General features: G+C 39.0%; 23 protein-coding genes. 4 read left to right on the top strand and 19 right to left on the bottom strand.

The annotated features are described in order from the left end of the window. Positions 1-5 precede the first annotated feature (5 nt). The 9 genes from pyrH to typA all read right to left on the bottom strand — a co-directional run bounded on the left by pyrH (position 6) and on the right by typA (position 9,583). Positions 6-722 (bottom strand): UMP kinase, encoded by a 717-nt coding sequence (gene pyrH / locus JW886_RS09430; RefSeq protein ID WP_075525918.1) that lies wholly within the window; start codon positions 720-722, stop codon positions 6-8. An 86-nt stretch (positions 723-808) separates the two neighbouring features. Then, positions 809-1,261 (bottom strand): hypothetical protein, encoded by a 453-nt coding sequence (locus tag JW886_RS09435; RefSeq protein ID WP_205871956.1) that lies wholly within the window; start codon positions 1,259-1,261, stop codon positions 809-811. A 148-nt stretch (positions 1,262-1,409) separates the two neighbouring features. Next, positions 1,410-2,600, bottom strand: coding sequence for an acetate kinase (locus JW886_RS09440; RefSeq protein ID WP_075525920.1), 1,191 nt, complete (start codon positions 2,598-2,600; stop codon positions 1,410-1,412). A 255-nt stretch (positions 2,601-2,855) separates the two neighbouring features. Continuing rightward, positions 2,856-4,046 carry an acetate kinase gene (locus tag JW886_RS09445; protein WP_205871958.1) on the bottom strand — a complete coding sequence of 397 codons (1,191 nt, stop codon included), beginning with the start codon at positions 4,044-4,046 and terminating at the stop codon, positions 2,856-2,858. A gap of 112 nt (positions 4,047-4,158) precedes the next feature. Continuing rightward, positions 4,159-5,382: an MFS transporter gene (locus tag JW886_RS09450; protein ID WP_205871960.1), complete on the bottom strand. Its 1,224-nt coding sequence runs from the start codon at positions 5,380-5,382 to the stop codon at positions 4,159-4,161. Between the two features lie 63 nt (positions 5,383-5,445). After that, entirely contained in the window at positions 5,446-6,342 is an 897-nt protein-coding gene (locus JW886_RS09455; protein ID WP_205871962.1) for an Rgg/GadR/MutR family transcriptional regulator, read from the bottom strand. 10 nt (positions 6,343-6,352) lie between these two features. Continuing rightward, positions 6,353-7,306 (bottom strand): class I SAM-dependent methyltransferase, encoded by a 954-nt coding sequence (locus JW886_RS09460; protein WP_075525924.1) that lies wholly within the window; start codon positions 7,304-7,306, stop codon positions 6,353-6,355. 84 nt (positions 7,307-7,390) lie between these two features. Beyond that, positions 7,391-7,642: a DUF3165 family protein gene (locus JW886_RS09465; RefSeq protein WP_075525925.1), complete on the bottom strand. Its 252-nt coding sequence runs from the start codon at positions 7,640-7,642 to the stop codon at positions 7,391-7,393. Positions 7,643-7,744: 102 nt separating this feature from the next. Further along, complete coding sequence (gene typA, locus JW886_RS09470; RefSeq protein ID WP_075525967.1) at positions 7,745-9,583, bottom strand: translational GTPase TypA; 1,839 nt, start codon at positions 9,581-9,583, stop codon at positions 7,745-7,747. Between the two features lie 280 nt (positions 9,584-9,863). Between typA and JW886_RS09475 the strand changes: the two genes are divergently transcribed. From JW886_RS09475 to JW886_RS09485, 3 genes are read left to right on the top strand one after another with little or no spacing between them, the layout of a single operon-like run. Further along, complete coding sequence (locus JW886_RS09475; protein WP_075525926.1) at positions 9,864-10,082, top strand: YqgQ family protein; 219 nt, start codon at positions 9,864-9,866, stop codon at positions 10,080-10,082. 25 nt (positions 10,083-10,107) lie between these two features. Then, on the top strand, positions 10,108-11,079 hold the full coding sequence (locus tag JW886_RS09480) for an ROK family glucokinase (RefSeq protein ID WP_200407539.1): 972 nt from the start codon (positions 10,108-10,110) through the stop codon (positions 11,077-11,079). Between the two features lie 2 nt (positions 11,080-11,081). Beyond that, positions 11,082-11,468: a rhodanese-like domain-containing protein gene (locus tag JW886_RS09485; protein WP_082272337.1), complete on the top strand. Its 387-nt coding sequence runs from the start codon at positions 11,082-11,084 to the stop codon at positions 11,466-11,468. Positions 11,469-11,549: 81 nt separating this feature from the next. Here the strand turns inward: JW886_RS09485 and JW886_RS09490 are convergent, their stop codons facing one another. Further along, positions 11,550-11,999, bottom strand: a complete 450-nt coding sequence (locus tag JW886_RS09490; RefSeq protein WP_205871964.1) for a Dps family protein — start codon at positions 11,997-11,999, stop codon at positions 11,550-11,552. Between the two features lie 164 nt (positions 12,000-12,163). Between JW886_RS09490 and JW886_RS09495 the strand changes: the two genes are divergently transcribed. Next, positions 12,164-12,823: a prepilin peptidase gene (locus JW886_RS09495; protein ID WP_205871965.1), complete on the top strand. Its 660-nt coding sequence runs from the start codon at positions 12,164-12,166 to the stop codon at positions 12,821-12,823. Here the strand turns inward: JW886_RS09495 and dinB are convergent. The 9 genes from dinB to arcA all read right to left on the bottom strand — a co-directional run bounded on the left by dinB (position 12,765) and on the right by arcA (position 23,530). Continuing rightward, positions 12,765-13,874, bottom strand: coding sequence for a DNA polymerase IV (gene dinB / locus JW886_RS09500; RefSeq protein ID WP_075525930.1), 1,110 nt, complete (start codon positions 13,872-13,874; stop codon positions 12,765-12,767). The two genes, JW886_RS09495 and dinB, sit on opposite strands and share 59 nt — an antisense overlap. Before the next feature lie 49 nt (positions 13,875-13,923). Next, entirely contained in the window at positions 13,924-14,415 is a 492-nt protein-coding gene (locus JW886_RS09505) for a prolyl-tRNA synthetase associated domain-containing protein (RefSeq protein WP_205871966.1), read from the bottom strand. 23 nt (positions 14,416-14,438) lie between these two features. Beyond that, complete coding sequence (locus JW886_RS09510; RefSeq protein ID WP_075525932.1) at positions 14,439-15,932, bottom strand: basic amino acid/polyamine antiporter; 1,494 nt, start codon at positions 15,930-15,932, stop codon at positions 14,439-14,441. A 189-nt stretch (positions 15,933-16,121) separates the two neighbouring features. Continuing rightward, the gene (locus JW886_RS09515; RefSeq protein ID WP_205871967.1) at positions 16,122-17,252 is read right to left on the bottom strand and encodes an aminotransferase; all 1,131 of its coding nucleotides are present in this window, start codon (positions 17,250-17,252) and stop codon (positions 16,122-16,124) included. 221 nt (positions 17,253-17,473) lie between these two features. After that, entirely contained in the window at positions 17,474-18,418 is a 945-nt protein-coding gene (gene arcC / locus JW886_RS09520; protein WP_075525934.1) for a carbamate kinase, read from the bottom strand. 31 nt (positions 18,419-18,449) lie between these two features. Beyond that, positions 18,450-19,394, bottom strand: coding sequence for a carbamate kinase (arcC, locus tag JW886_RS09525; protein ID WP_205871968.1), 945 nt, complete (start codon positions 19,392-19,394; stop codon positions 18,450-18,452). Positions 19,395-19,410: 16 nt separating this feature from the next. After that, the gene (locus JW886_RS09530; protein ID WP_075525936.1) at positions 19,411-20,991 is read right to left on the bottom strand and encodes a basic amino acid/polyamine antiporter; all 1,581 of its coding nucleotides are present in this window, start codon (positions 20,989-20,991) and stop codon (positions 19,411-19,413) included. Between the two features lie 142 nt (positions 20,992-21,133). Then, positions 21,134-22,198, bottom strand: a complete 1,065-nt coding sequence (gene argF / locus JW886_RS09535) for an ornithine carbamoyltransferase (RefSeq protein WP_075525937.1) — start codon at positions 22,196-22,198, stop codon at positions 21,134-21,136. 99 nt (positions 22,199-22,297) lie between these two features. After that, entirely contained in the window at positions 22,298-23,530 is a 1,233-nt protein-coding gene (gene arcA, locus JW886_RS09540) for an arginine deiminase (protein WP_075525938.1), read from the bottom strand. Positions 23,531-23,694: the final 164 nt, after the last annotated feature.

Genomic DNA, 23,694 nt, shown 5'->3' on the forward strand with positions numbered 1-23,694 from the left:
ACCTTTTACTGAACGGTTGTCCCGATTTCTTCGCCACGAACAACACGAGTAATATTTCCAGGTTCATTCATATTGAAGACTACAAGTGGAATATGATTATCCATAGACATTGTAGAAGCTGTGCTATCCATAACTTGTAAGCCTTTGGTAATCACTTCCATATGAGTCAAATGTTCAAATTTGATGGCATCTTCAACGAGTTTAGGGTCAGCATTATAGACCCCATCCACACCATTTTTAGCCATTAAGATAACGTCAGCATTGATTTCAGCTGCACGTAGAGCAGAGGTAGTATCTGTTGAAAAATAAGGAGATCCTGTACCACCTGCAAAAATGACAACACGGCCTTTTTCCAAATGACGTTCTGCACGACGACGAATATAAGGTTCAGCAACAGCTTTCATTTCAATTGCTGTCATCACACGCGTGTCGACTCCGAGATTTTCTAGAGCACTTTGGATAAACAAACCATTTTGAATTGTTGCGAGCATTCCCATATAATCAGCTTGAGCGCGTTCCATACCGGCTTTCTCACCAGTAATTCCACGCCAAACATTTCCTCCACCGCAAACAATCGCAAGTTCTGCGCCCAAATCATGAACTTCTTTGAGTTCTTCAGCGACAGCTTTTGCTGTCTCAGGGTCAAAACCAAAACCTTTCTTTCCAGAAAGTGCTTCTCCAGAAAGTTTCAACAGTACACGTTTGTATTTAATCTCAGCCATATTGCACCTATTCTATTATATTTCTTCTATTTTACCACAAAAGCCCTTTAAAAAAAAGGCTGATTAACAAGCCTTTCTAAAAAGATTTATACCTTGAGGAAACCTAAAGAGACTGCAAGTTCTACAAGTAAAACAACCACAAGGAAAAGCCCAATAATCCAAAGAATTAAGCTTACACTTTTTACACCTTGCCAATACGGATGTGGAAGGGCTTCAAGTTCCTCTTTTTCACCTTCACGGAAACCATTAAGATGTCTGGTGCTATTTTTCCAGAGAAGTTCAGCAGGAATTAACGCTTTATTTAACAATACATCCCCATTGGGTTCAATAGTAATCTCATTACCCATCCAAGTCATCATGCCTCCTAGAAACAGATTAGCGCCATATGTTTCCTTGAGATGAGTTACATCAGCCGGCTTCATCAACAACTGAATTTGTTCACGAACTGGATAGTAGCGTATCTGACCATTTTCAAATTCTAAGCGTAAACGAACACCTGGTAGCATTTCAGCTTTTGTGACTTTTGGAATTTTTCCCATCTCCTCGCCTTCTTTCTTTTCACTTCCTTTAGTATAGCGCTTTCTTTTTCATAAAACAATCCCTTGAGATTAAAAAATAAAAAGCCATCAACACTTCACTGTGTTGATAGACTTTCAAAGTTACTGACAAAGCGGTCAGTGATATTTTTTAGGCTTTGGCTGCTTCTACATCACGCGCAATCACTAATTCTTCATTGGTAGGAACAACTAGCACTTTCACCTTAGATGAAGGCGTTGAAATTTCCCCAAATGCCCCTCTAATATTTTTTGACGCATCAATTTCCATCCCAAACCAAGACAAGCCCTCGACAATATCCTTTCGGACATCCGTATCGTTCTCACCAACACCTGCAGTAAAGACGAGCGCATCCGCTCCATTGAGAACACCAAAATACTGCGCGATATATTTTTTCAAGCGATCTACATACATTTCATAAGCCAATATTGCTTTTTTATCTCCCTTTGCCACTGCTTCTGAGAGATCACGCATATCACTTGAAAGTTCTGAAACTCCTAAAACTCCCGATTCCTTGTTGAGAATATCAATAACCTCTTGAGCACTTCTTAGACTAGGATCACTCTCTAACATATAAGGAATGATAGAAGCATCCATCTCACCAGCTCGCGTCCCCATCATTACACCTGCAAGCGGTGTAAAACCCATCGAGGTATCCACTGACTGTCCCTTATGATTTGCTGTGATTGACACTCCATTACCGATATGAGCCGTAATAAGTTTGAGCTCCTCAAGAGGACGGCCAAGGACTTTAGCAGCTTCTTGCGCAACATACATGTGAGAAGTCCCATGAGCACCATATTTACGGATGGCATAATCTGTGTAATATTTTGTCGGAATCGGATAACGGTAAGCTTTTTCTGGTAAAGTAGCATGAAATGCTGTATCAAAGACGGCCACAGCTAAAGCCTCAGGCAGCAAACGCTGAAAAGCTTCAATTCCTAAGACATTCGCCGGGTTATGAAGAGGGGCAAGTGTAGATAGCGCCTTAATTTCCTCTAGTACTTCAGCTGTGATGATAGTTGATCCTTTAAAAAATTCTCCCCCAGCTACTACCCGATGACCGATCCCTGTAATTTCCCGAAATTCACGAATCAATTTAAAATGGATCAACTCGTCCATTAACAACAATACCGCTTGTCGATGATCAACAATTTCTTGTTTTCTTACATGCGCTTCATCATTAAACTTTGTAGTAGAGACGGAACCAGGCAAACCAATCCGCTCAAAAATTCCTTTAGCAATAACAACTTCTTCAGGCATTTCATAAAGTTGCCATTTTAATGACGATGAACCAGCGTTAACTGCGAGTGTTTTTTCCATAGTTGATATCTCCTTTTAAGAAAGTGAGCTTTTCTTCTCTCTTCATTGTAGAAATTTATATATCTACGCAGACTAGATCAGTTAGCCTCGTTACTCTGTTTCAATAGTCCCACCTCACAAACGTGAAAGTTGGGTTATAAAAAGTAAAACCACAAAATGTATGCGTTTTATTTTCTCTCTTAGTATATCATAATTCTTTTCATTTTTTCATGAAAAAAAGACTTGGCCTCAGCCAAATCTTAGAAACTTAATGATTTATTTATTTTTTAAGCTTTCTACATCCCGAGCAATAACTAGTTCTTCATCAGTAGGAATAACATAAATTTTAACACGTGAACTGGCTTTTGAAATTTCACCCACAGTTCCCCAATCGTTCTTGTCAGGGTCAACTTCAATACCAAACCAAGTCAAACCTTCTAGAATCGCTGCCCGTACTGGTACAGAGTTTTCCCCAATTCCTGCTGTGAATACCAAGGCATCTGCACCATTTAATACAGCCAGATATTGTCCAATGTATTTTTGAATTCTATCTACATACATCTCGAACGCCAACTGTGCATCCGGATTTTCATCCTTTGCTGCAATAATATCACGCATATCTGAAGAAATACCAGATACACCAAAGAGGCCTGATTTTTTATTCATCATGTCTACGACATCTTGAGCATTTTTTAACTCAGAATCATTTTCAATGAGGTAAGGAAAAACTGACGGATCCATCTCTCCGGTACGTGTCCCCATCATAACTCCTGCAAGTGGTGTAAATCCCATAGAAGTATCTACTGATTTTCCACCGTTAATCGCTGTGATAGAAGCACCATTACCGATGTGTGCCGTGATAATTTTTGTTTCTTCAATCGGTTTGCCAAGTAATTTTGCTGCTTCATGTGCTACGTATTCGTGGGATGTCCCATGAGCTCCATACTTACGAACTGCATGTTCAGTGTAATACTTTTTAGGTAAAGGATAGCGGAAAGCTTTTTCAGGCATCGTCGTATGGAAGGCGGTGTCAAAGACGACAACTGATGTAGCATCAGGTAAAAGGTTCAAGAAAGCTTCAATTCCTGCAGCATTGGCTGGATTGTGCAAAGGAGCAAGCGCCGACAAATCTTTAACTTGTTGGAGAACTTCAGGTGTAACTACTGTAGATTTTTTAAAAAGTTCACCCCCCGCAACCACACGGTGACCAACACCTGTGATTTCAGTAAATTCTTCTACAATGCTCAATCGTTTCAAATCATCAAGCAAGACGTGCACCGCTTCGGTATGATCAGGAATATCAAAAACCCGTTCCTCTTTCTGATCGCCAAACTTGACTGTGATGATAGAATCTTTTAAGCCAATCCGTTCAATCAATCCTTTTGCTAGCACTTTTTCTTCAGGCATCTCGTACATTTGCCACTTCATAGATGATGACCCAGCGTTAACCGCTAATGTTTTACTCATGTTTAATAAACCTTCCTTGAATTTAAAATACGATTAAATTATAACACAAATCCTACTTCCTTGTGAGCTTTCAGGATGAAGAAAAACACTTTTTGAGAACGCTACCACTACTTTAAGTTTTTCGTGCTAAAATTCCTCGTATAAAAAAACATAATCCAAGCAACGCAATCAAATCCAAAGTTAATCTGACTCCGATAAGATTGGCTAAAAATATAAAGAATGCTCCTCCAAAAGGAATGGAGAATGTAAAAAGCGTTGTTATCCCTCCAGAAATTTTGCCCAAATCTTGACTGGAAATGTTTTCCATGATTAAACTATTGACCTTCGGACTGGCTTTGGCTACCGTATAAGCCAACACGAAAATTAGAAATAGCGCTAGCCCGGCTAGATTACTCAAAGTCACAGCGAACAGTGCAATCAGTGCAAATATAAGAACAAAGAGTTTCTGTAAAGTTAACTTTTTCAGAAAATCTTTCATCCATAGCGATCCTAAAAGCATTCCTGCTGATAAACTTAGATTGAAAATCAGCACGGCAACAGAGTAAGACATTCCAAATTTTTGCCCCGAAATTAATGACAAATCTGTCAGTGGTCCTATACCTGCAAAGAGGAAATTGAGTAAAATGACAGACAGTAAAATCAAAACAAAATTGCTATTCTTACTCTCTACCGTGAAAACCAACCGAATCTGAGCAAAAGTTTTTCGTAAATTCAAGTGACTTTTTTTATTTATTTTCCCCATCTCTCCCGTTAAATGCTGACGATTGAAATAAAGCACAGCTCCCGACAAAATAAAAAGCAAACCATTGACACAGCCGACCAGATAGAAGGATTGCTTAGTCATTGTCAAAATCATCACTCCGAGCGGTTGTCCGACCAGTTCAGCCAGCGAACTTAGCCCTTGCAGTTGTCCAAACGCTGAACTAATTTCATCATTTTTTACGTTTCTTTGCAAAATTGGAGCTCGTAAACCATTTTTATAACCTGAAATAAAATCGCATAAAGACTTCGCACCCCCAATAGCTAAGAAAAGTCCAAGATTTTTCCCACTCAAAAATAACAAGGCTATCGAGAAGTAAAGTAGGGCTTGCACCCAAGAACTAGCAATCATTTTTGAAGCTTTTTTGACTGTTTTATCTGCCAAAAATCCCGTATAAATCGCCAGAAAAACGGGAGCCAAAATGAAAAATTCAGCTAAAGAAACATAGAAGGTTGACTGATCAAAACTTGATGCGTAAATTAAAAATACGATGTTAAGCAAGCTTGTACCCAGCATGGTAAATAAGCTGCTCACAAATAAGGCTCGGAAACTTCTATTTTGTCTGATAAGTTGCATGAAACCACCTCCAATAGAAAAATTATAATACGTTTGAAAGTACAAAAAGAAAAGCGTCCCCTATTAGGGACGCTTTCCTTGCTTTTTTCTAAGTTTTTTGATTTCTTCACAATATATTTTTGCTGTTGCTGAGTTTCCAAATCGTTCAAAAACAAAGACCACATCTTCTAAAATTTCACTACTTTTTTGAAAATCCCGGTGGGCTTCATAAAGATTGGCACGGATAAGTTCGTAAGATATTCCAACATTGATGCTCCAATGAGTTTTCCCAACCTCTCGAAATTTTTCCAAAATAGCTTGTGCTTGAGGAATTTCGTTATGCTCGACCATGACGACTGACAAATTTCGTAAGGTCATCAGAATCAAGTTTTGATTTTCAGGAATTTTCTCATAAAATTTTTTTTGACTCAGCAGGTCTTTGGTCAACTCCTTAACCATATCATAGGGTAAATGGTGCAGTGTAAACAAAAATACATACAAGTCATAGCGTGACCAAGTGGTCAGGTCAACGAAATACTCAATCAAAATTTCTAATTCGTACTGCGACAACCTTTTGTATTTTCCATAATTACAGAGAACAGCTTTTAGTGCAATGCTGTTGAGATGGTGCTCGAATTTTTCTGATCGCTGATAAGCCAAACTTTCCTTTTTGCAAAGTTCTAAAAGCTCAGAAATTTTGCCATTTTGTTCTAGTAAACCAGCTTCTTCAAAACTCCTTGTATTTTTCTTATTCTCATGTTGGTCGCTGATTTCTAGAAATTCTGCCATGGAAAAATTAATATTTTCTAGTAAAAGTAAAAACTTGCTTAGTGAAATATCATTTTCGCCTAATTCAAATCTTGACAGCTGCGACTTTGAAAGAATCCCAAAAGCTGCTTCCCGCAATGAAATATGCTTCTGCTCTCGAAGTTCTCGAAAAAGCTTTCCATAAGATTCCGCATGCTCATTTTCCTCAACCATGAACCACCCCTTACAATTTCACATTTTTTGTAAATTCTTCCATAAAGGCTGCTAGACTTTCGCGATCGGTCAAAGATGAGAGGGGATGAGCAAAAGTAGCATGGGCTGCAGGACCTTTTTTTAGTACATAAATCGCCTTAGCATCGGCATTGAACAGAGAGCTGGGTAACGTGATAACCGCCATAATACTCCCATGCTGACTAATCCAATTTTTCAAAAGTGGTCCTTGGGCGCTTGTCAGCAAATCTTCCGGCGCTAGAAAAATAGCAAACGCCCCTTCTTTAAGGTAGTTGAAGGATTGCTCAATGAGCAAATGGTGCGCAAAAGTATGACCTTGAGGACTTGCCACTTCAAAATTTTTCGCTACACTGTCGTCAGGGTAAAATCCGATCGGTAAGTCACTGACCACCACATCAGCTGGTTCCATCAAACGTTTTTGCACTGCATCGATCTGCATATATTCAGCAGAGCTTTCCATGACCTCAGCCATAGAAGCTGACAAATCAAGTAGCAAATCATCGACTTCAAAGCCAACATATTCTACTTTTTTTTGTAAATTGACCAGCAAAGTTTGTGCCAAATTCCCTGTTCCAGAACCAAACTCTATAAGCCGTAGTTCTGAATTTTTATTGAGATGCTCAATGATGAAGTTAAAAATCAACCCTATCGCATCCGGCGTCATCGCATGATTGGCTTGCAACGGAGCCACTTGAGATCCCTTTAATAATACAAATTGAAAAAGTTTTTGCCACTCTTGTTTGTTTAACTGCAGCTGACGAAGCTTTTGATTGTTTACTGACAACTCTGTCAGTTCTTCGGTAGGTGCTTTTTGATTTTTTTCATCCAAAAATTGTCCATTCTGCTCTACAAAAGCATCATAAAAATCTGTATCCAATTTTTCAGAAAGAGTATTGATATTCGCAACAATCCACTCAAAACCTTGAGCAACTTTTTCCATATCCATGCTTTTTTCTCCATTCTTATGAAATCAAAATAAAACTGTCAATTCTGACAGTCTTGTTTTTGCTGTTTAAAATAACGCCACAGCTTATTTTTTCTTTTTCCGATTATCTAATTTTTCTAGTTCAATCCATGCTTTAAAAGTAATGACGAGCAGTGCTATGATACCCAAGACTTCTAAAAGGAAGGTTTGATGACTTACCGCTTGAGCAATTGCAAAAGCAATAATCAGCACACCAACTGCAGCAAAGAAGAAAATATCCATACTCCGTCGAACGTCTTTAGGCATCATGAAAATATAAGCAAATGTCCCCAAAATCAACAGGATAATATAAAACATTTTACTCCCTTCCAAATCGGGAGGCAAGTTATGAGTCAATGATGCTTTCTAGAAGTTATAAACCTCTAACTTACCATAGCTTTCAAAAAAATCTACTAATAATTAGTCTTGTTTTTTCTTTTTAGCTGATTTTTCACGCAATGCTTTATCCAAGATTTGCTTACGTAAGCGGATTGATTCTGGTGTTACTTCCATGTACTCATCATCACCAAGGAATTCAAGTGATTCTTCAAGTGTCAAGATTTTAGAAGCATTCAACACAGACGTAGAGTCTTTATTTGATGAACGGACGTTTGTTTGTTGTTTCGCTTTTGTCACATTTACAGTCAAGTCATTATCGCGTGAATTTTCACCAATAATCATCCCACCGTAAACTTCTGTACCTGCTTCAACAAACAAAGTACCACGCTCTTGCACATAACCCATTGCATAAGCTGTTACTTGACCTTGGTCCATAGAAATCAAGGCACCACGGCTACGTCCACCAATTGATCCTTTAACCATTGGCATAAATTGGTCAAAGGTATGGTTCATGATCCCGTAACCACGAGTCATTGACATAAATTCAGTTGTGAAACCAATCAAACCACGCGCAGGCGCAAGGAAAGTCAAACGTGCTTGACCATTCCCAACGTTTTGCATATCGAGCATTTCACCCTTACGTTCAGAGAGCGCTTGGATGATAGATCCTTGATATTCTTCAGGTGTGTCGATTTGCACACGTTCAAATGGTTCACAGTCCACACCATCAATTTCTTTGACGATTACTTCAGGACGTGAAACTTGCAATTCGTAGCCTTCACGACGCATGGTTTCAATCAGAATTGACAAATGCAATTCCCCACGACCAGATACGATCCATTTATCAGGAGAATCTGTATTTTCGACACGGAGTGAAACATCTGTTTGTAACTCAGACATCAAACGTTCTTCAACTTTACGTGCAGTTACCCATTTCCCTTCACGACCAGCAAATGGTGAATTATTTACAAGGAAAGTCATTTGCAAAGTAGGTTCGTCAATATGCAACACAGGTAAAGGATCAACATGGTCCGCTGGTGTTACTGTTTCACCTACAAAGATGTCTTCCATACCAGAAACTGCAATCAAATCACCCGCTTTAGCTTCTTGAATTTCTTGACGATCAAGACCGAAGAAACCGAAAAGTTTTGTAACACGGAAATTCTTAGTTGAACCATCAAGTTTTGACAAAGTAACATTGTCACCAACTTTGATTGTTCCACGGAAAACACGTCCAATACCAATACGTCCTACATAGTCATTATAGTCCAACAATGAGACTTGGAATTGTAAAGGCTCATCTGAATTATCTACTGGTCCAGGAATATGATCAATGATGGTATCAAAGATGTTTGCCATTGTGTGTTCTTGATCAGCTGGATCATCAGACATTGATGAAGATCCGTTAATCGCTGATGCGTATACTACTGGGAATTCTAATTGTTCATCATCAGCACCAAGTTCAATGAAGAGCTCAAGCACTTCATCAACCACTTCAGCTGGACGAGCAGATGGTTTATCAATTTTGTTAACAACAACGATTGGAGTCAAGTTTTGTTCCAAAGCTTTTTTCAAAACAAAACGTGTTTGAGGCATTGTACCTTCGTAAGCATCAACAACGAGGACAACCCCGTCAACCATTTTCATGATGCGTTCAACTTCTCCACCGAAGTCCGCGTGACCTGGTGTGTCCAAGATGTTGATACGAGTTCCGTTATATTCAACTGCTGTATTTTTGGCAAGGATAGTAATCCCACGTTCTTGCTCAAGTGCATTTGAGTCCATCGCACGTTCAGTCAATTCTTTACGAGCATCCAACGTTTGAGATTGTTTTAAGAGTTCGTCAACCAATGTCGTTTTACCATGGTCAACGTGGGCAATAATAGCGACGTTTCTAATATCTTCGCGTAATTTAGTCAATTTTATCATACCTTACTTTCGTATATATCTAACCCATTATAGCACACTTTTTCGAAAGCTGTAAATGCACACGTTTACAAGCCTCAGCTCGTTTTTAACTAAGAGTAGCATTAAATTATAAAAAGAGCTTAAGAGTCATTTCATTTTAAGTCCGAACCAACACCTCCTTGCCATCCCAACCTCTTTATTATCTTCATTAATAAATGAAAAAACGACGATAAAATGCAGTAAAATATGGTCCAGACTTGAATACCGCTTTCAATTACGGTAAAATGTAATAATGAAAACTCTCTACGATGTACAAGAAATGCTGAAAAAATATGGCTATATCAACCTTTTTCCAGATCGATTAGATGCTATAACTTTCATGCAGATCGAACTTTCAAAAATGCTTGAGACTGGGATATTTCAAAAAAGCGACCATGATTATTTAACTGCTCGGCTTATTTTGGCGCGTGAAGAGAGAATAGAAAAGGAAAAATCGGAGACTAAAAATTAATTTAGTCCAGATGAGGAGAATTGTAATGACTGCAAGTAAAATTATCGGAATTGACCTTGGTGGAACTTCTATCAAGTTTGGGATTTTAACCCTCAAAGGTGAAGTTCAAGATAAGTGGTCAATTCCAACTAATATTTTAGAAGATGGAAAGCATATCGTTCCAGATATTGTTGCTTCTATCAACCATCGTTTAAATCTATACAATTTAGATAAATCTGATTTTATCGGAATTGGTATGGGAACACCTGGTTCTGTTAATATTGCTAAGGGAACTGTCAAAGCAGCCTATAACTTGAACTGGGGCGATGAGCATGAAGTAGGAAAACCAATATCTGAAGGGGTTGGGCTACCTTTTATCTTGGATAATGATGCTAATGTAGCAGCGCTTGGTGAGCGTTGGGTAGGTGCTGGTGAAAATAATCCTGACGTTGTATTTATCACGCTTGGAACTGGTGTTGGCGGTGGAATCATTGCGGCTGGTGAATTAGTCCATGGGGTAGCCGGTGCTGGTGGTGAAATTGGTCATATCTGTGTAGAACCTAATGGTTTTGACTGTACTTGTGGTAATAAAGGTTGCCTCGAAACCGTTACATCTGCAACGGGTATCGTTCGCTTAGCTCATCAATTTGCTGAGGAATATGAAGGAACCTCTGAAATCAAAGCAGCTATTGACAATGGGGACGAAGTCACTTCTAAAGACATCTTCGTCGCAGCTGAAGCTGGTGATAAATTTAGCCTTTCTGTAGTAGATAAATTTGCCTACTACCTCGGCTTTGCTTCTGCAAACCTTGGTTCAACTTTAAACCCAGATTCTATCGTTATCGGTGGAGGCGTATCAGCTGCAGGTGAATTCTTGCGTGAGAAAGTGGAAGCCTATTTCAAAAAGTACGCTTTCTCTACCGTTCGTAATACAACAAAAATCAAACTTGCCGTACTCGGAAATGATGCGGGGATCATTGGAGCTGCAAGCCTGGCACTCAAGTTTAAAGGAGAATAACTTTGTTCATTATTATCATTGATATCATCCTCGTTTTGGTTATTATCGGGATGTTCGTTTATCCACGTTGGAATCTTAAAAGAAACGCTAAAATAGTCGAGGAAGCGGAATTCGCTCGATTGATGCCAACTTCTCAATTAATTGATATTCGCGAACCTAACCAATTTCGGGTCAGTCATATTTTAGGGGCTCGCAATCTTCCTTCTGGACAAATCGATCAAAGCTTGAATGCGTTAAGCAAGCATAAACCTGTCCTAATCTATGAAACTGGAAAACCCGTAGGGGCTGCAAAAGTTGCTAAAAAGCTAAAAAAAGCTGGCATTCCTGAAGTTTATATCCTCAAAAAAGGGCTGAATGACTGGACGGGTAAAACCAAATCAGGCATGTAAAAATAAAAAACAGATAAGTTATTTCTTATCTGTTTTTTTAATCTTACATAGAAAGGTTTCTCCAAAAGAAAAACTTTCTGCTTATTTACCAAGTTCTGCTTCAAGCATCCAAATCGTTTTTTCAATATCACCCAAAGCTGTAGTATAGAGGTCAACAGTAACTGCGTCCCCTTCCTTTTCAGAAATCTCAAGAGCTTGTGTGAATTGTTCAGTTAAATACTTATAGGCAATAACTAACTCTGACAAACGATTAGCAATTGATTTATCCCAAGTTGCTGATGTCATCTTAATCTTAGAATTTTCATCAAACTCTGACAAAGTTGAGAAAGGTGATCCACCGATGGTAATTAAACGTTCAGCAAATTCATCAAGGTGTTCATCCAACTGATCTTTTAACTCATCCATTTTAGGGTGCAAATAAAGAAAACCTGCGCCACGCATGTACCAGTGTATTTGGTGAACAAGAGCTGATGCTTTTGACAAATCAGCAACGGTTTGATTCAATACTTCTTGTGTTTTTTCGTATGACATAAATAACCTCCATTTTTTAAACATTAAATAGCAAACACGCTTTTAACGTTAACTTTCCTATAAATAAATTATAAACTAATGAGAGTCCTTTTCCAAGTAATTTACTTTTTATTTCCAAGTCTACAAAGAGGATACATTTGCCTCTTTTTTACGTATAGCCCTATATGAAACTTTTTTTCGCTTTTTTATTTGGCAGTGTGCTAGGTTCTTTTTTTGGTGTGATTGTGGATCGTCTCCCCTTGCATCAATCCATTATTTGGGGACGCTCCCACTGCACAAGTTGCCAACATCTCCTCTCAGCTTTTGATCTCATCCCACTCGTGTCCCAAATTTTCCGTAAGTTTAAATGTCGCTATTGTCGGGCACCTATTCCAAAACTTTACCTTATTTTAGAATTTAGTTGCGCCTTAACCTTTACTTTAGCGGTTTCTCATAAACTCACTTCTATTCAAGCACTTTTTACGCTGATGTCCATTCTCTTATCGGCCTTTGATAGCCGCGATCACCATTTTCCCCTTTCTGTCTGGCTATTTTTTACACTAATTTTTATGATAAGTTTTCCTTTTCACCTCGTCTATCTATGCTGGATTGTTTTGGCTTTGCTTGCTGAACGCTTCTCTCTAAATATTGGAAGTGGTGATTTTCTCTGGTTCTTTACCGCATCTTTTGTTTTTGATTTCTTTCACCAAATGTTAATTTTGGAGATTGCTTGCTTTCTTGGTATTGGCTATTATCTCTTTACAAAGAAACGGAATGAAATTCCTTTCATTCCGTTTCTGACCATTGCATATCTAGCGTTGCTTCTTGTGCCCCAAATTCTGTGACTGTTACCCCAAGAAGCCGCACTCCCAAACTCTCATCATAGTCTAATTCTTCAAAGATCTGATGAGCAGCCTGTGCAATCTTAAGTTCATCATCCGTTTTTTCAACCAACCGTTTACGTTTCGTCAAGGTCGTAAAATCTGAATAACGCAGTTTTAGAATAACAATACTCCCTTTAAGCTGATGTTTTTTTAAGGACTGGGCAACTCGCTGAGAAATATTCGTTAATTCAGCAGTAACATCATCTGGTAAATAAAGTAACTTGCCATAAGTGCGTTCTTTTCCTACGGACTTGCGTTCTCGATAACTATTCACTTTTGAATGGTGTATCCCATTTGCTTTTTGATAGAGTTCCCATCCATAGATTCCAAACCGCTCTGCTAAATCTACTGGGTCTGCCTTTTGAATATCTTCTCCAGTAAATAAACCGAGCGCATGGAGTTTAGGAACCGTTGCCTTACCTACACCATGAAATTTTTCTACTGGTAGCTCTGCTAAAAATTTTTGAGCATCTTCGGGCATAATGACCGTTAAACCATGTGGTTTTTCATAGTCAGAAGCAATCTTTGCCAAAAACTTGTTATACGAAATTCCTGCTGAACAGGTCAAACCAAGTTCAATATATATATCGTGTTGGATCAATTTTGCGATTTTTATAGCTGATTGAGAACCAATTTTATTTTGAGTTACATCAAGATAAGCCTCGTCAATCGATGCTGCTTCAATGGCATCGGTATAACGGCTAAATATTTCTCTTACCTGCTGACTCACAGCTGTATATTTTTCATAATTTCCAGATATAAAAATGGCTTGCGGGCAAAGTTCATAAGCTTCTTTAGCACTCATTGCCGAATGGATACCGAAGGCACGAGCCTCATAGGAACAGGTGGAAACAACCCCTCTTCCTCCAGTTTGCAATGGGTTGCGAGCAATGACTACGGGTTTGCCTTTTAACTTTGGATTATCACGCACTTCAACAGAAGCAAAAAAGGCATCCATATCAATATGAATGATTTTTCTTGAGGTATCATTGATGAGCGGAAAAGTTAGCATAGTTTTATTATATCAAAAAAAGCTTCCTGCAAAGCAAGAAACTTTTTGACTAAAGGTCAACTACCTCATAAGTATACCCTTGAGCTTCAAGGATTGTAAAACATGCTTCCGTTTTGATAAAAATGGTTTTCGTATTGTCGTTAGGATGGAAGGTTTGGATACGATGCTCTTCAAGCATTTCACGATCAAAGTAAATATGCATATTATCATAGCGCGTACCTACTAAGCCAAATAGAGAAACTATACCCGAAGAGAGCCCTAGCATCGCTTCTAATCGCTCTTCAGATACAAAATGGAGCCTTTTCACTTTTAATATATTTGATAAATGATCCATTTCTATACGCTTTTTGTCATCCATGATAATCATATAAAACTGGGTGGACTTTTTGTTAGCCAAGACTAGCGTCTTTGATCGGCAACCTTCGTATCCTTGGATAAAAGCATCTGATTCTTCCGTCGAGTGGCTTGCTGGATGCTCTACAATCCTGTAGGGAATAGAAAGTTTTACCAATAATTCTTTTACCTCACCAAAACTTCTCATGACTTATTCCAATCTTCTTTAAATTAAAACCCTAATAATCCCCGTAAATCAAGAGCTGTACCCGTGTGACCACCACGAATTAAGAAAACAAGCGCCATAAGAGCACACAATGTCACTATTCCCATTGCTACCCACTCTCTTTTAGTTACTTTCCGCCCGTTTTCTCGTTTGGCTTTCACAAAGAGAATAAAACCAACCGTGTAAAGAATCATGGCTAACCATACATATTGCCATCCTGAAAGATAAAGAGCTAAAGCTTGAAAAGCAAAAGTGAAAAAGCCAATTAGAATACTACTCCATGATTTTTCTTGGATACCTAATTTAAGGAGATAGGCGCCTACCAAACCGTAACAGATCATGATTACAGCTGTTGCCATATAAATAAATACATTATAGGCATTAGCGACAAAATAAGTGATAATGATAAAGATCTGAATCATCAACTGCGTAATCAAGAGAGAATTACTTGGAGAATGAAATTTATTTAATTTCCCAAACCAACGAGGAAGTAATTTTTGCTCTGCAAGAAGTTGAGTTGCTTCTACAGGAAGCATTGTCCAAGAAAGCCACGCTCCTAAGAGCGAGATAATGAGACCGACAGCCATAAGTGTACCGCCCCAGCCACCGACCATTTCGTTAAGAATATAAACTAGACCAGGCGCTTTGACATTAGCCAATGTGGCTTGATCCATAAAACCGTAAGGCAGTAATGATAAAAGAATGTAGATGACAAGTAAGACAGATAAACCAATAATTGTGGCTTTCGCCGTGTCTGATTTTTTCTTCGCACGGTTACCCATCATAGCAGCGCCTTCAATCCCTACAAAGACCCATACCATAACCATTAATGAGGTTTTTATTTGTCCAACTAAAGCCCCACCCGTCATGGTATGCCAGATTACTTCTCTGACAGAGCCATCAGCAGCAAGATTGGTGGTAAAAGTTTCCCAAAAATGCTGGGTGAAAACATTGGCTTTAAAGAGCACGATACCTGTGATTGAGAAAACTACAAGGGGGATAAGTTTTGCAATCAAAACGATTGCATTAACTACAGCAGCTGTTTCGATACCGCGATCAACTAAAAACATCAAAATCCAAGAAATAATAGAGACAATAATTACTGACAGAACCGTCAGTGAGCCGTTGGCTTCTGCAAATTTCCCTGGAAAGAAATAATCAGCTGATGTCATCATCAAAACAGAAAAACCAATCGTACCCGTCCATGCAGAAATCCAGTAGCCCCAACCAGATAGGAAGCCTACAAAATCTCCAAATCCAGCTCGTGCGTAATCTGACACACCAGAGAGTGCCGGTTTTGTTGTAATCAGCCTATTGAAACTTAGCACAAGCATCAGCATCCCAAAGCCTATGAAAAGCCATGAAACCACTACACCTCCAGGTGCTGCACCATTGGCAAGATCGTTAGCAAGGTTAAAGACTCCCCCACCAATAGCACCTGAAATAATAATCGCAACGAGCGCGAAAAGGCCTATCCCTTTTCTATTTTTCTCTTCCATTCATCTACTTTCTAGCTTTTAATTATTATTTAATTAAATTTTTTGTATAATCTTAGTTTAAAAATTAATCTTCTAACTTAAGTTCGATTTCCCAAAGGAAGAAAATTGTTATAATTATACTTTTACTTTATCTATTATATACTTTTTATGCATTATATCAAAACAGAACTGCCCTTTCAGGAAAATTTATTATTTTTGATACGCTCGTAAAAATTCAGACAGCTTACGTAAGCCTTCTCGTAAGGTTTTTTCGTCTGTACAATAACCAATTCGTGCATAACCTGGAAGGTCAAATCGATTACCAGGAATAATTAATACTCCTGTTTCTTTGAGCAGCTGAATCGCAAACTCTTCAGTTTTATTCGGTGGTAGTTCTTCAAATTTCAGAAAACTAACAGAAACAGCTTTAGGGAAAATCATAGAAACCAGAGGCTCTTGCTCTACCCAATCTTTCAAAATCGCTAAATTTCCTTTGACAATTTGGCGCGCCCTTGCCAATACTTTTTCCCTATGTTTCAATACAAGGCTAGCCACTGCATCATCAAAAACACCCGTACTAATCATTGTATAGTCCCGAATTTTCCGAAACTCATAGCAAAGATTACGATCTTGTGTAGCAATCCAACCCACACGAATCCCCGGGACAGAGTAGGTTTTTGAAATAGAGTTGGTCGAAATTCCTTTTTCGTATAAATCAGCAATAGGTGCATAGTCTGTTTCTTCGTCCAAAGGGAGGTAAACCTCATCACAAAGAAGATAAGCATCTACACTTCGAGCTATTTCGATCACTTCCGACAAAAATGACGGAGTCATAATCGCACCTGTAGGCTGTGCAGCGTTATTTAAGCAGATAAGTTTAGTGGTAGGTTTGACCATTTGTCGTAATTCATCAATAGCTGGTAACCACCCATTTTCCTCTTTTATCTGCCAATAATCAACTTGAGCACCAAGTGTCTTTGGCCAATCATAAAGTTGTTGGTAGGAAGGGTATTGTGCAATAACATGGTCGCCTTGCCCTACCAGCCCTAAAATACTTAAGAAGTTCGCTCCGGTTGCCCCATTCGTGGAGAGAATGTTATCCTCAGGTACTCTTTGATAAAGCTTAGCCACTTCTGTTTTGAAAGCAGGCGACCCCTCAATCCAACCGTAGCTGAATTGTTCTTTCATTAACTTCGCCATGAAAGCTTTCCCACCATCAGGTTCAAATGATAAAATCTCTTCTAAGCTGAGGGCTTCAATAGTGGATTGAGCAATATCAAGGGTAGCAGATTTTTCCCAGACATTTAACCAATCTTCGCAACCAAATTGTACAAGTTCCATAGTTGTGCTGTGCAAATCCTCTTTATTGTTTAGCCGGATTTGTCTTCCTCTCGTAATTTTTATGCACTGACAGCTCTGTCAGTTAGAATAGTATTAATGATAAATAATCATACATTATTATCATAGCTTATTTTAATCAGAATCACTGACATTAAGTCTATGAATTTTAAATAATATTTTTATAATCAAAAAGAAGCTGCACTTAAAATGCAGCACCTTTTTTAGGGAATAATCTTCGTTCCTGAATCATTATTGAGGAAGTCTTCTAGATTTTCCAAAGAAGTGATTGTTGCAGGACGGCCTGTACGAGCAACAAATTCCATCGCCGCTTGGACTTTTGGTAACATCGAACCTGCAGCAAACTGACCTTCTTGAATGTATGTTTGCATTTCTTTCACTGTTACTGTTTCAAGTTTTTTCTGATTTGGTTTATTGAAATTAACAAAAACATTATCCACCGCTGTCAATATCAATAAATCATCCGCTTCGACCAGTTCTGCTACTTTCGCAGCTGAGAAATCTTTATCTATTACCGCTTCGACCCCTTCATAACCATCAGAAGTTTCAACGACGGGAATTCCTCCACCACCAGAAACAGTCACCAATACACTTGATGAAATCAATGGTTTAATCGCTTCAGCTTCGACGATACGTGTTGGTTTTGGACTAGGAACTACTCGGCGATAACCTCGTCCTGAATCCTCTACAAATATCCAATCTGGATACTGTGCTTTCATCTCAGTAACACCAGCTTCGTCGTAAAAAGGACCAATTGGTTTTGTTGGTTTTTCAAAAGCGGCATCATTCGCATCAACCACAGTACGCGTTACTACAGATATCACAGGGACGCGTTCCATCTCATTTTTTATAAGTGCTCTTGTAAAAGCTTGCCCCATCCAAAAGCCAATCTGACCTTGGGTCATTGCAACAGCAGTATCTAATGGCATGGCTGGATTTTTTGGACTATTAGCTGCGAGTTGTTGCAACAAAAGATTGCCAACCTGTGGTCCGTTACCGTGAGTAACCACCATCTCTACATCGTTATTTCTAATCAACGGAATGAGTTGTTCAGCGGTCGTTTCAAGTGCCTTTTCTTGCGCTTGTGCTGATGGGTCATCTGTTAAGATGGCATTGCCTCCGAGCGCTACTACAATACGTCTTACCATTATTATTCTCCTCTATTCTCTCCTACATATTTTAAGGTACTATCTTAGTTCCACTACCAAATTTCACAAAATTTTCTACATTATCTAAACTCGTAATGGTCGCTCTTTTCCCAGTACGTTCAACAAAGCTTACTGCTGCTTCGACTTTTGGTCCCATGGAACCTTTAGCAAAGCGCTCTTCCTCAACGTATTGACGCATCTGCGCTACACTGACTTCCTCAAGGTGAACTTGATCTGGTTTGCCATAATTGAGGAAGACATCTCCCCCATTGGTTAAAATGAGCAATTCATCTGCTTCTACCATTTCAGCAAGTTTTGCAGCTGAGAAATCTTTATCAATGACAGCTTCTACACCTTTATAACCTTTACCATCTTTTATGACGGGTATCCCTCCACCGCCGGAAGCAATCAAGAGACTTCCTGATTCCAAAATCGGCGCGAAACCTTCCGCTTCCACGATTTCAATAGGTTTGGGACTAGGGACCACACGACGATAGCCACGACCTGCATCTTCCATCAACTCCCAGTCAGGAAACTGATTTTTAATTTCCGGAAGTTGTTCCGCAGTATAAAAAGGGCCAATTGGTTTAGTCGCATTTTGAAAAGCAGGATCATGCTCATCCACTAAGGTTTGCGTAACCACAGAAAGGACAGGGTAATTTCCTAAACCGTTGTTAGCCAGTGCTTTTATAAAAGCCTGTGCTGTCCAAAAGCCGATTTCACCTTGTGTCATTGCTCCTACTGTATCAAGTGGCATGGCTGGATTTGTTTCACTATCTGAACCAAGCTGTTGTAAAAGTAAATTCCCGACTTGCGGTCCATTACCATGCGTCACAACCATTTGTGTATCATTATTCTTGATTAAGGGCATAAGCTGTTCAGCAGTTACTTCTAAAGCTTTCTTTTGTGCTTTTGCTGATGGATCTTTGGTTAGGATAGCATTCCCTCCCAGAGCCACAACAATACGTCTTACCATTTTCTCTACTCCTTAATTAATTTTTTAATGATTTTTTATTGATATCGCTTCGTACCACAAAGTATACGATAAATGTCACAACAATCAAGGGTACGACAGCCACCAACAAGGTATTGCCATCAATGCCCAGAGCATCTTGTAGACCTAGCCAGTTTCCATATACACCAAATACAGCGAGAATACCTAAGACCGTTAAAACAATAGTTGCTACCAATTCAGCACCAGACATTTTGTTGCCATACTCTTTTTTACCCAAGGCATAAAGTATAAAACCAACCGCATAAAGGATAAGTGAGAGCCAAACAAATTGCCAACCTGAATAGTACAATGCCAAAATTTGGAAAGCTGCTGCAATAAAACCAATCACAATATTTTTAGCATGTTTTTCTTGGATACCTAATTTAAGGAGATAAAGTCCTACCAGAGCGTAACAGATCATAATCACTGCTGTACAAAGATAGACGAAGACGTTATAAGCATCCGCTACAAAGTAAGTGACAATCAAGAAAATTTGAACAATTAATTGAGTGAGCAATAAGGAATTACTTGGTGCACCTTTTGCGTTAAGTTTACCAAACCAGCTAGGAAGTAATTTTTGATCAGACAGTTGTTGTGTCGCTTCTACTGGAAGCATTGTCCAAGAAAGCCATGCACCTAAAAGTGAAATCACAAGACCAATCGCCATGAGTGAGCCACCCCAACCACCGACCATGGCATTTAGGATGTGAACCAAACCAGGTTGTCCTGTATTGGCTAATTCTTGTTGACTCATAAAACCAAAGGGCAATAAAGAGAGCAAGATATAGATTACTAACAAGGCAATTAACCCAAGGATTGAGGCTTTACCGGCATCTGATTTACGTTTTGCACGGTCACCCATCATGGCTGCCCCTTCGATTCCGACAAAGACCCAAATCATAACCATGAGCGATCCTTTGACTTGACTGAATAAATCACCGCCAGTCATGTTCGTCCAAGTCAAACTCTTAATGACCCCATCAGCATTTGTATTTGCCACAAAGTTTTGCCAGAAATGAGCACTGAAGACACCTGCTTTGAAAGTTACAATCCCTGCAATTACGAAGACAAAAAGTGGAATCAATTTTGCCACAAGGACAATGGCATTAATGACCGCTGCCCCTTCTACACCACGCATAACAAGTAAGGTCAATCCCCAGGAAACAATTGAAACAACAATTACTGACAGAATGGTCAGTGACCCATTTTTGGCTTGAAAAACACCTGGGAAGAAGTAATCAACGGAGGTCATCATTAAAACCGCAAAAGCAATATTACCAGCCCAAGCAGATAACCAATAACCCCAACCAGAGATAAACCCGACCATATTACCAAAGCCGGCACGTGCATAATCTGAAACCCCAGAAAGTTCGGGTTTATTAATAACTAAGTGATTGAGTGACAAAACGAGCATCAAAATCCCAAAACCAATCACAATCCAAGAAATGACTACGCCACCCGGTGAGGCATTTGTTGCCAAATCGTTAGAGAGGTTAAACACCCCACCTCCGATGGCGCCAGAAACAATAATTGCAACGAGGGCTGCTAGCCCTATACCCTTTTTATTTTCTGTTTCCATATTAATCCTTTCGATGATGTCAACTATCAAAGCAGCCTAAAGAACTTTTAGACTGCTGTAAATAGTTGTCAATCAAAGTTTTTCGTCAGCTACTGACAGATCTGTCAGTAAAGCCAAACAAAGCTCCTCTTTCTGTTTCTTCTTATTTAAAATCTTCTGGAACTGCTGGGATGAAGAGATTACCCAAAGTTGCAGCCATGATGGCTTTGATAGAGTGCATCCGATTTTCTGCTTCTTCAAATTGGCGCGCATATTTAGAACGGAATACTTCGTCAGTCACTTCCATTTCTGTCAAACCATATTTTTCTTTGATTTCTTTACCATATTCAGTTTCAGTATCGTGGAATGCTGGTAAGCAGTGCATAAAGATCAATTGACCATTGTCAGCATTTCCAGTCATTTTAAGCATATCCATTGTGATACGGTATGGTGTCAAAAGTTTAACACGTTCTTCCCAGTTAGATTCTCCCATTGATACCCAAACGTCTGAGTAAATAATGTTTGCGCCTTTAACACCTTCTTCAATATTTGAAGTTGCAAGAGGTTTAGCACCTGATTTTTCAGCAAATTTATTGGCAATATCCATCACTTCTTGAGAAGGATGAAGTGAATCTGGAGCAACAATATGAACATTTACACCAAGCATCGAACCAGTTACAATAAGTGAGTTTGCCATGTTGTTACGACCATCACCTACGTAGACTAATGTCAAACCTTTAAGATGTCCAAAGTTTTCTTTAACAGTCATAAAGTCGGCAATCATTTGTGTTGGATGCCAATCATCTGTCAAACCATTCCAAACTGGAACACCAGAGTATTTTGCCAAATCTTCAACTTCTTTTTGAGAGAAGCCACGGCGTTCAATCGCATCAAACATTGAACCAAGCACGCGAGCTGTGTCTTCTGTTGATTCTTTAATTCCCAATTGAATATCGTTAGCACCAAGGTATTCTGGATGAGCACCAAGGTCAATTGCAGCAGTTGTAAAGGCAGCACGCGTACGAGTTGAAGTTTTTGCAAAGAGCAAGGCAATATTTTTACCTTCAAGGTAGTGGTGAGGAATATTTTGTTGTTTCAATGCTTTCAAATGAAGCCCAAAATCAACAAGATAGTTAATTTCAGCTGGTGTAAAATCTTTTTCAGCAAGTAAGCTGCGACCTTGGAATACTGAATTTACTTCTGCTTTTGTAATAAGTGGTGATGTCATTATTTTCTTCCTTTTCTTTGTTTTGATTGACTGACAGAGCTGTCAGTAACTTTCGAATCATCCTAATATTTTTTATACGTTTTTAAATGAGCTTGTTCATTACAAGTCTTCACGCCAGAGTGGTTGAGACATACAACGTGCACCACCACGTCCGCGACCAAGCTCACTTGAAAGAATTTCATGAACTTTGATTCCATGTTCTTTCAATAACTCAATGGTTACATAGTTCCGGTCGTAAGTCACGATTTCACCTGGTGCAATGGCAAGTGTATTTGAACCATCGTTCCATTGTTCACGTGGCGCTGCGATTGGATCACCACCACCACATTCAATCAAGTCAAGTTCTGAGAGATTTAAGACTTTTTTGAGCGCAGCTTTCAAATCATACAAGCGTTCAATCTCTACTTCACCATCTTTACCTGGACGGAGAATGAAGACATTGATATTTCCTGCACCATCCATGATTCCTGGAAAGACAGTAAATTGATCATGATTAATCATTGTAAAGACTGTATCCAAATGCATCATTGCGTGATTATGAGGAATTTCCACTGCCAATACTGTATCAAATGTTGAACGTGGGTTTGCAAATAACTCTTTAGCGAGATTTTGAATTGTTTTAGATGAGGTACGTTCTGAAACCCCGATAGCTACTGTTGTCTTGTTAAGAATTAATTCATCACCACCTTCAATACGCGTGGTATGGTTACGGTCGCGCCAGATTGGAGTGTCTTTGAAACGTGGATGATTAGCCATCACATATTCAGTAATTAAACTTTCTGGTTGGCGAGCTGGGAAAGTCATTTTATTAATGGTCATTCCGACACCCATTGAAGCTTGGGGGTCACGTGTGAAGTAGGCATTTGGTAAAGGATTGAGGTAGAAATAATTTTCAGCATCAGATCCTGCCATATCGCTAAGTGCTGTACGTTTGATATCTACTTCACTTTTGCGAACACCCGCGTAGATTTTATCAACCATTTCTTTAGTAGACATAGAAGATAAGTATTGGGTTAATCCATCGTACGTGCGTCCTGGACGATAACCGGCTTCGTGCAAGAGGCGATCCAAGAATTCATGTTTCACATCTGATGAAGCATCGAATACTTCAGTTGCAAGATTTTCAATATATACCGTTTCAGCTCCATTATCACGCAAAGTTTGAGCGAAGAAATCATGCTCTTTTTGGGCGATTTTGAGATAAGGAATATCATCAAAGAGTAACTGATGCATTGTATCAGGTGTGATATTCTCCACTTCTGCACCTGGACGATGGAGAAGCACTGATTTTAATTTCCCGATTTCTGAATTGACATTAATTCCGTTGTTCATTTTGGGTATCCTTTCCTAATCCAATTTAGTATTATTGGAATCGTTTACAAGGAAATTATACATCTACTCCTTACTTTTGTCAAGCGCTAACAATGCTTATTTTATGGCTTTTGTTCCTTTTTTATCTTTTTTTATATTCTGACAATTTCACGTTTTATGCAAAT

Source organism: Lactococcus taiwanensis (assembly GCF_017068355.1).
GTDB classification, from domain to species: domain Bacteria; phylum Bacillota; class Bacilli; order Lactobacillales; family Streptococcaceae; genus Lactococcus; species Lactococcus taiwanensis.

Bases quoted from the DNA above. Each gene is read 5' to 3' on its own strand.
- JW886_RS09530 (WP_075525936.1), bottom strand. From the start codon at position 20,991: ATGGAAACAGAAAATAAAAAGGGTATAGGGCTAGCAGCCCTCGTTGCA.
- JW886_RS09475 (WP_075525926.1), top strand. From the start codon at position 9,864: ATGAAAACTCTCTACGATGTACAAGAAATGCTGAAAAAATATGGCTAT.
- JW886_RS09465 (WP_075525925.1), bottom strand. From the start codon at position 7,642: ATGTTTTATATTATCCTGTTGATTTTGGGGACATTTGCTTATATTTTC.
- JW886_RS09510 (WP_075525932.1), bottom strand. From the start codon at position 15,932: ATGGAAGAGAAAAATAGAAAAGGGATAGGCCTTTTCGCGCTCGTTGCG.
- arcC (WP_075525934.1), bottom strand. From the start codon at position 18,418: ATGGTAAGACGTATTGTAGTAGCGCTCGGAGGCAATGCCATCTTAACA.
- JW886_RS09460 (WP_075525924.1), bottom strand. From the start codon at position 7,306: ATGGATATGGAAAAAGTTGCTCAAGGTTTTGAGTGGATTGTTGCGAAT.
- JW886_RS09490 (WP_205871964.1), bottom strand. From the start codon at position 11,999: ATGTCATACGAAAAAACACAAGAAGTATTGAATCAAACCGTTGCTGAT.
- JW886_RS09505 (WP_205871966.1), bottom strand. From the start codon at position 14,415: ATGAGAAGTTTTGGTGAGGTAAAAGAATTATTGGTAAAACTTTCTATT.
- JW886_RS09450 (WP_205871960.1), bottom strand. From the start codon at position 5,382: ATGCAACTTATCAGACAAAATAGAAGTTTCCGAGCCTTATTTGTGAGC.
- arcC (WP_205871968.1), bottom strand. From the start codon at position 19,394: ATGGTAAGACGTATTGTTGTGGCTCTGGGAGGGAATGCTATCCTAACC.
- JW886_RS09445 (WP_205871958.1), bottom strand. From the start codon at position 4,046: ATGAGTAAAACATTAGCGGTTAACGCTGGGTCATCATCTATGAAGTGG.
- JW886_RS09455 (WP_205871962.1), bottom strand. From the start codon at position 6,342: ATGGTTGAGGAAAATGAGCATGCGGAATCTTATGGAAAGCTTTTTCGA.
- argF (WP_075525937.1), bottom strand. From the start codon at position 22,198: ATGACATCACCACTTATTACAAAAGCAGAAGTAAATTCAGTATTCCAA.
- JW886_RS09480 (WP_200407539.1), top strand. From the start codon at position 10,108: ATGACTGCAAGTAAAATTATCGGAATTGACCTTGGTGGAACTTCTATC.
- arcA (WP_075525938.1), bottom strand. From the start codon at position 23,530: ATGAACAACGGAATTAATGTCAATTCAGAAATCGGGAAATTAAAATCA.
- JW886_RS09515 (WP_205871967.1), bottom strand. From the start codon at position 17,252: ATGGAACTTGTACAATTTGGTTGCGAAGATTGGTTAAATGTCTGGGAA.
- pyrH (WP_075525918.1), bottom strand. From the start codon at position 722: ATGGCTGAGATTAAATACAAACGTGTACTGTTGAAACTTTCTGGAGAA.
- JW886_RS09495 (WP_205871965.1), top strand. From the start codon at position 12,164: ATGAAACTTTTTTTCGCTTTTTTATTTGGCAGTGTGCTAGGTTCTTTT.
- JW886_RS09435 (WP_205871956.1), bottom strand. From the start codon at position 1,261: ATGGGAAAAATTCCAAAAGTCACAAAAGCTGAAATGCTACCAGGTGTT.
- dinB (WP_075525930.1), bottom strand. From the start codon at position 13,874: ATGCTAACTTTTCCGCTCATCAATGATACCTCAAGAAAAATCATTCAT.
- JW886_RS09440 (WP_075525920.1), bottom strand. From the start codon at position 2,600: ATGGAAAAAACACTCGCAGTTAACGCTGGTTCATCGTCATTAAAATGG.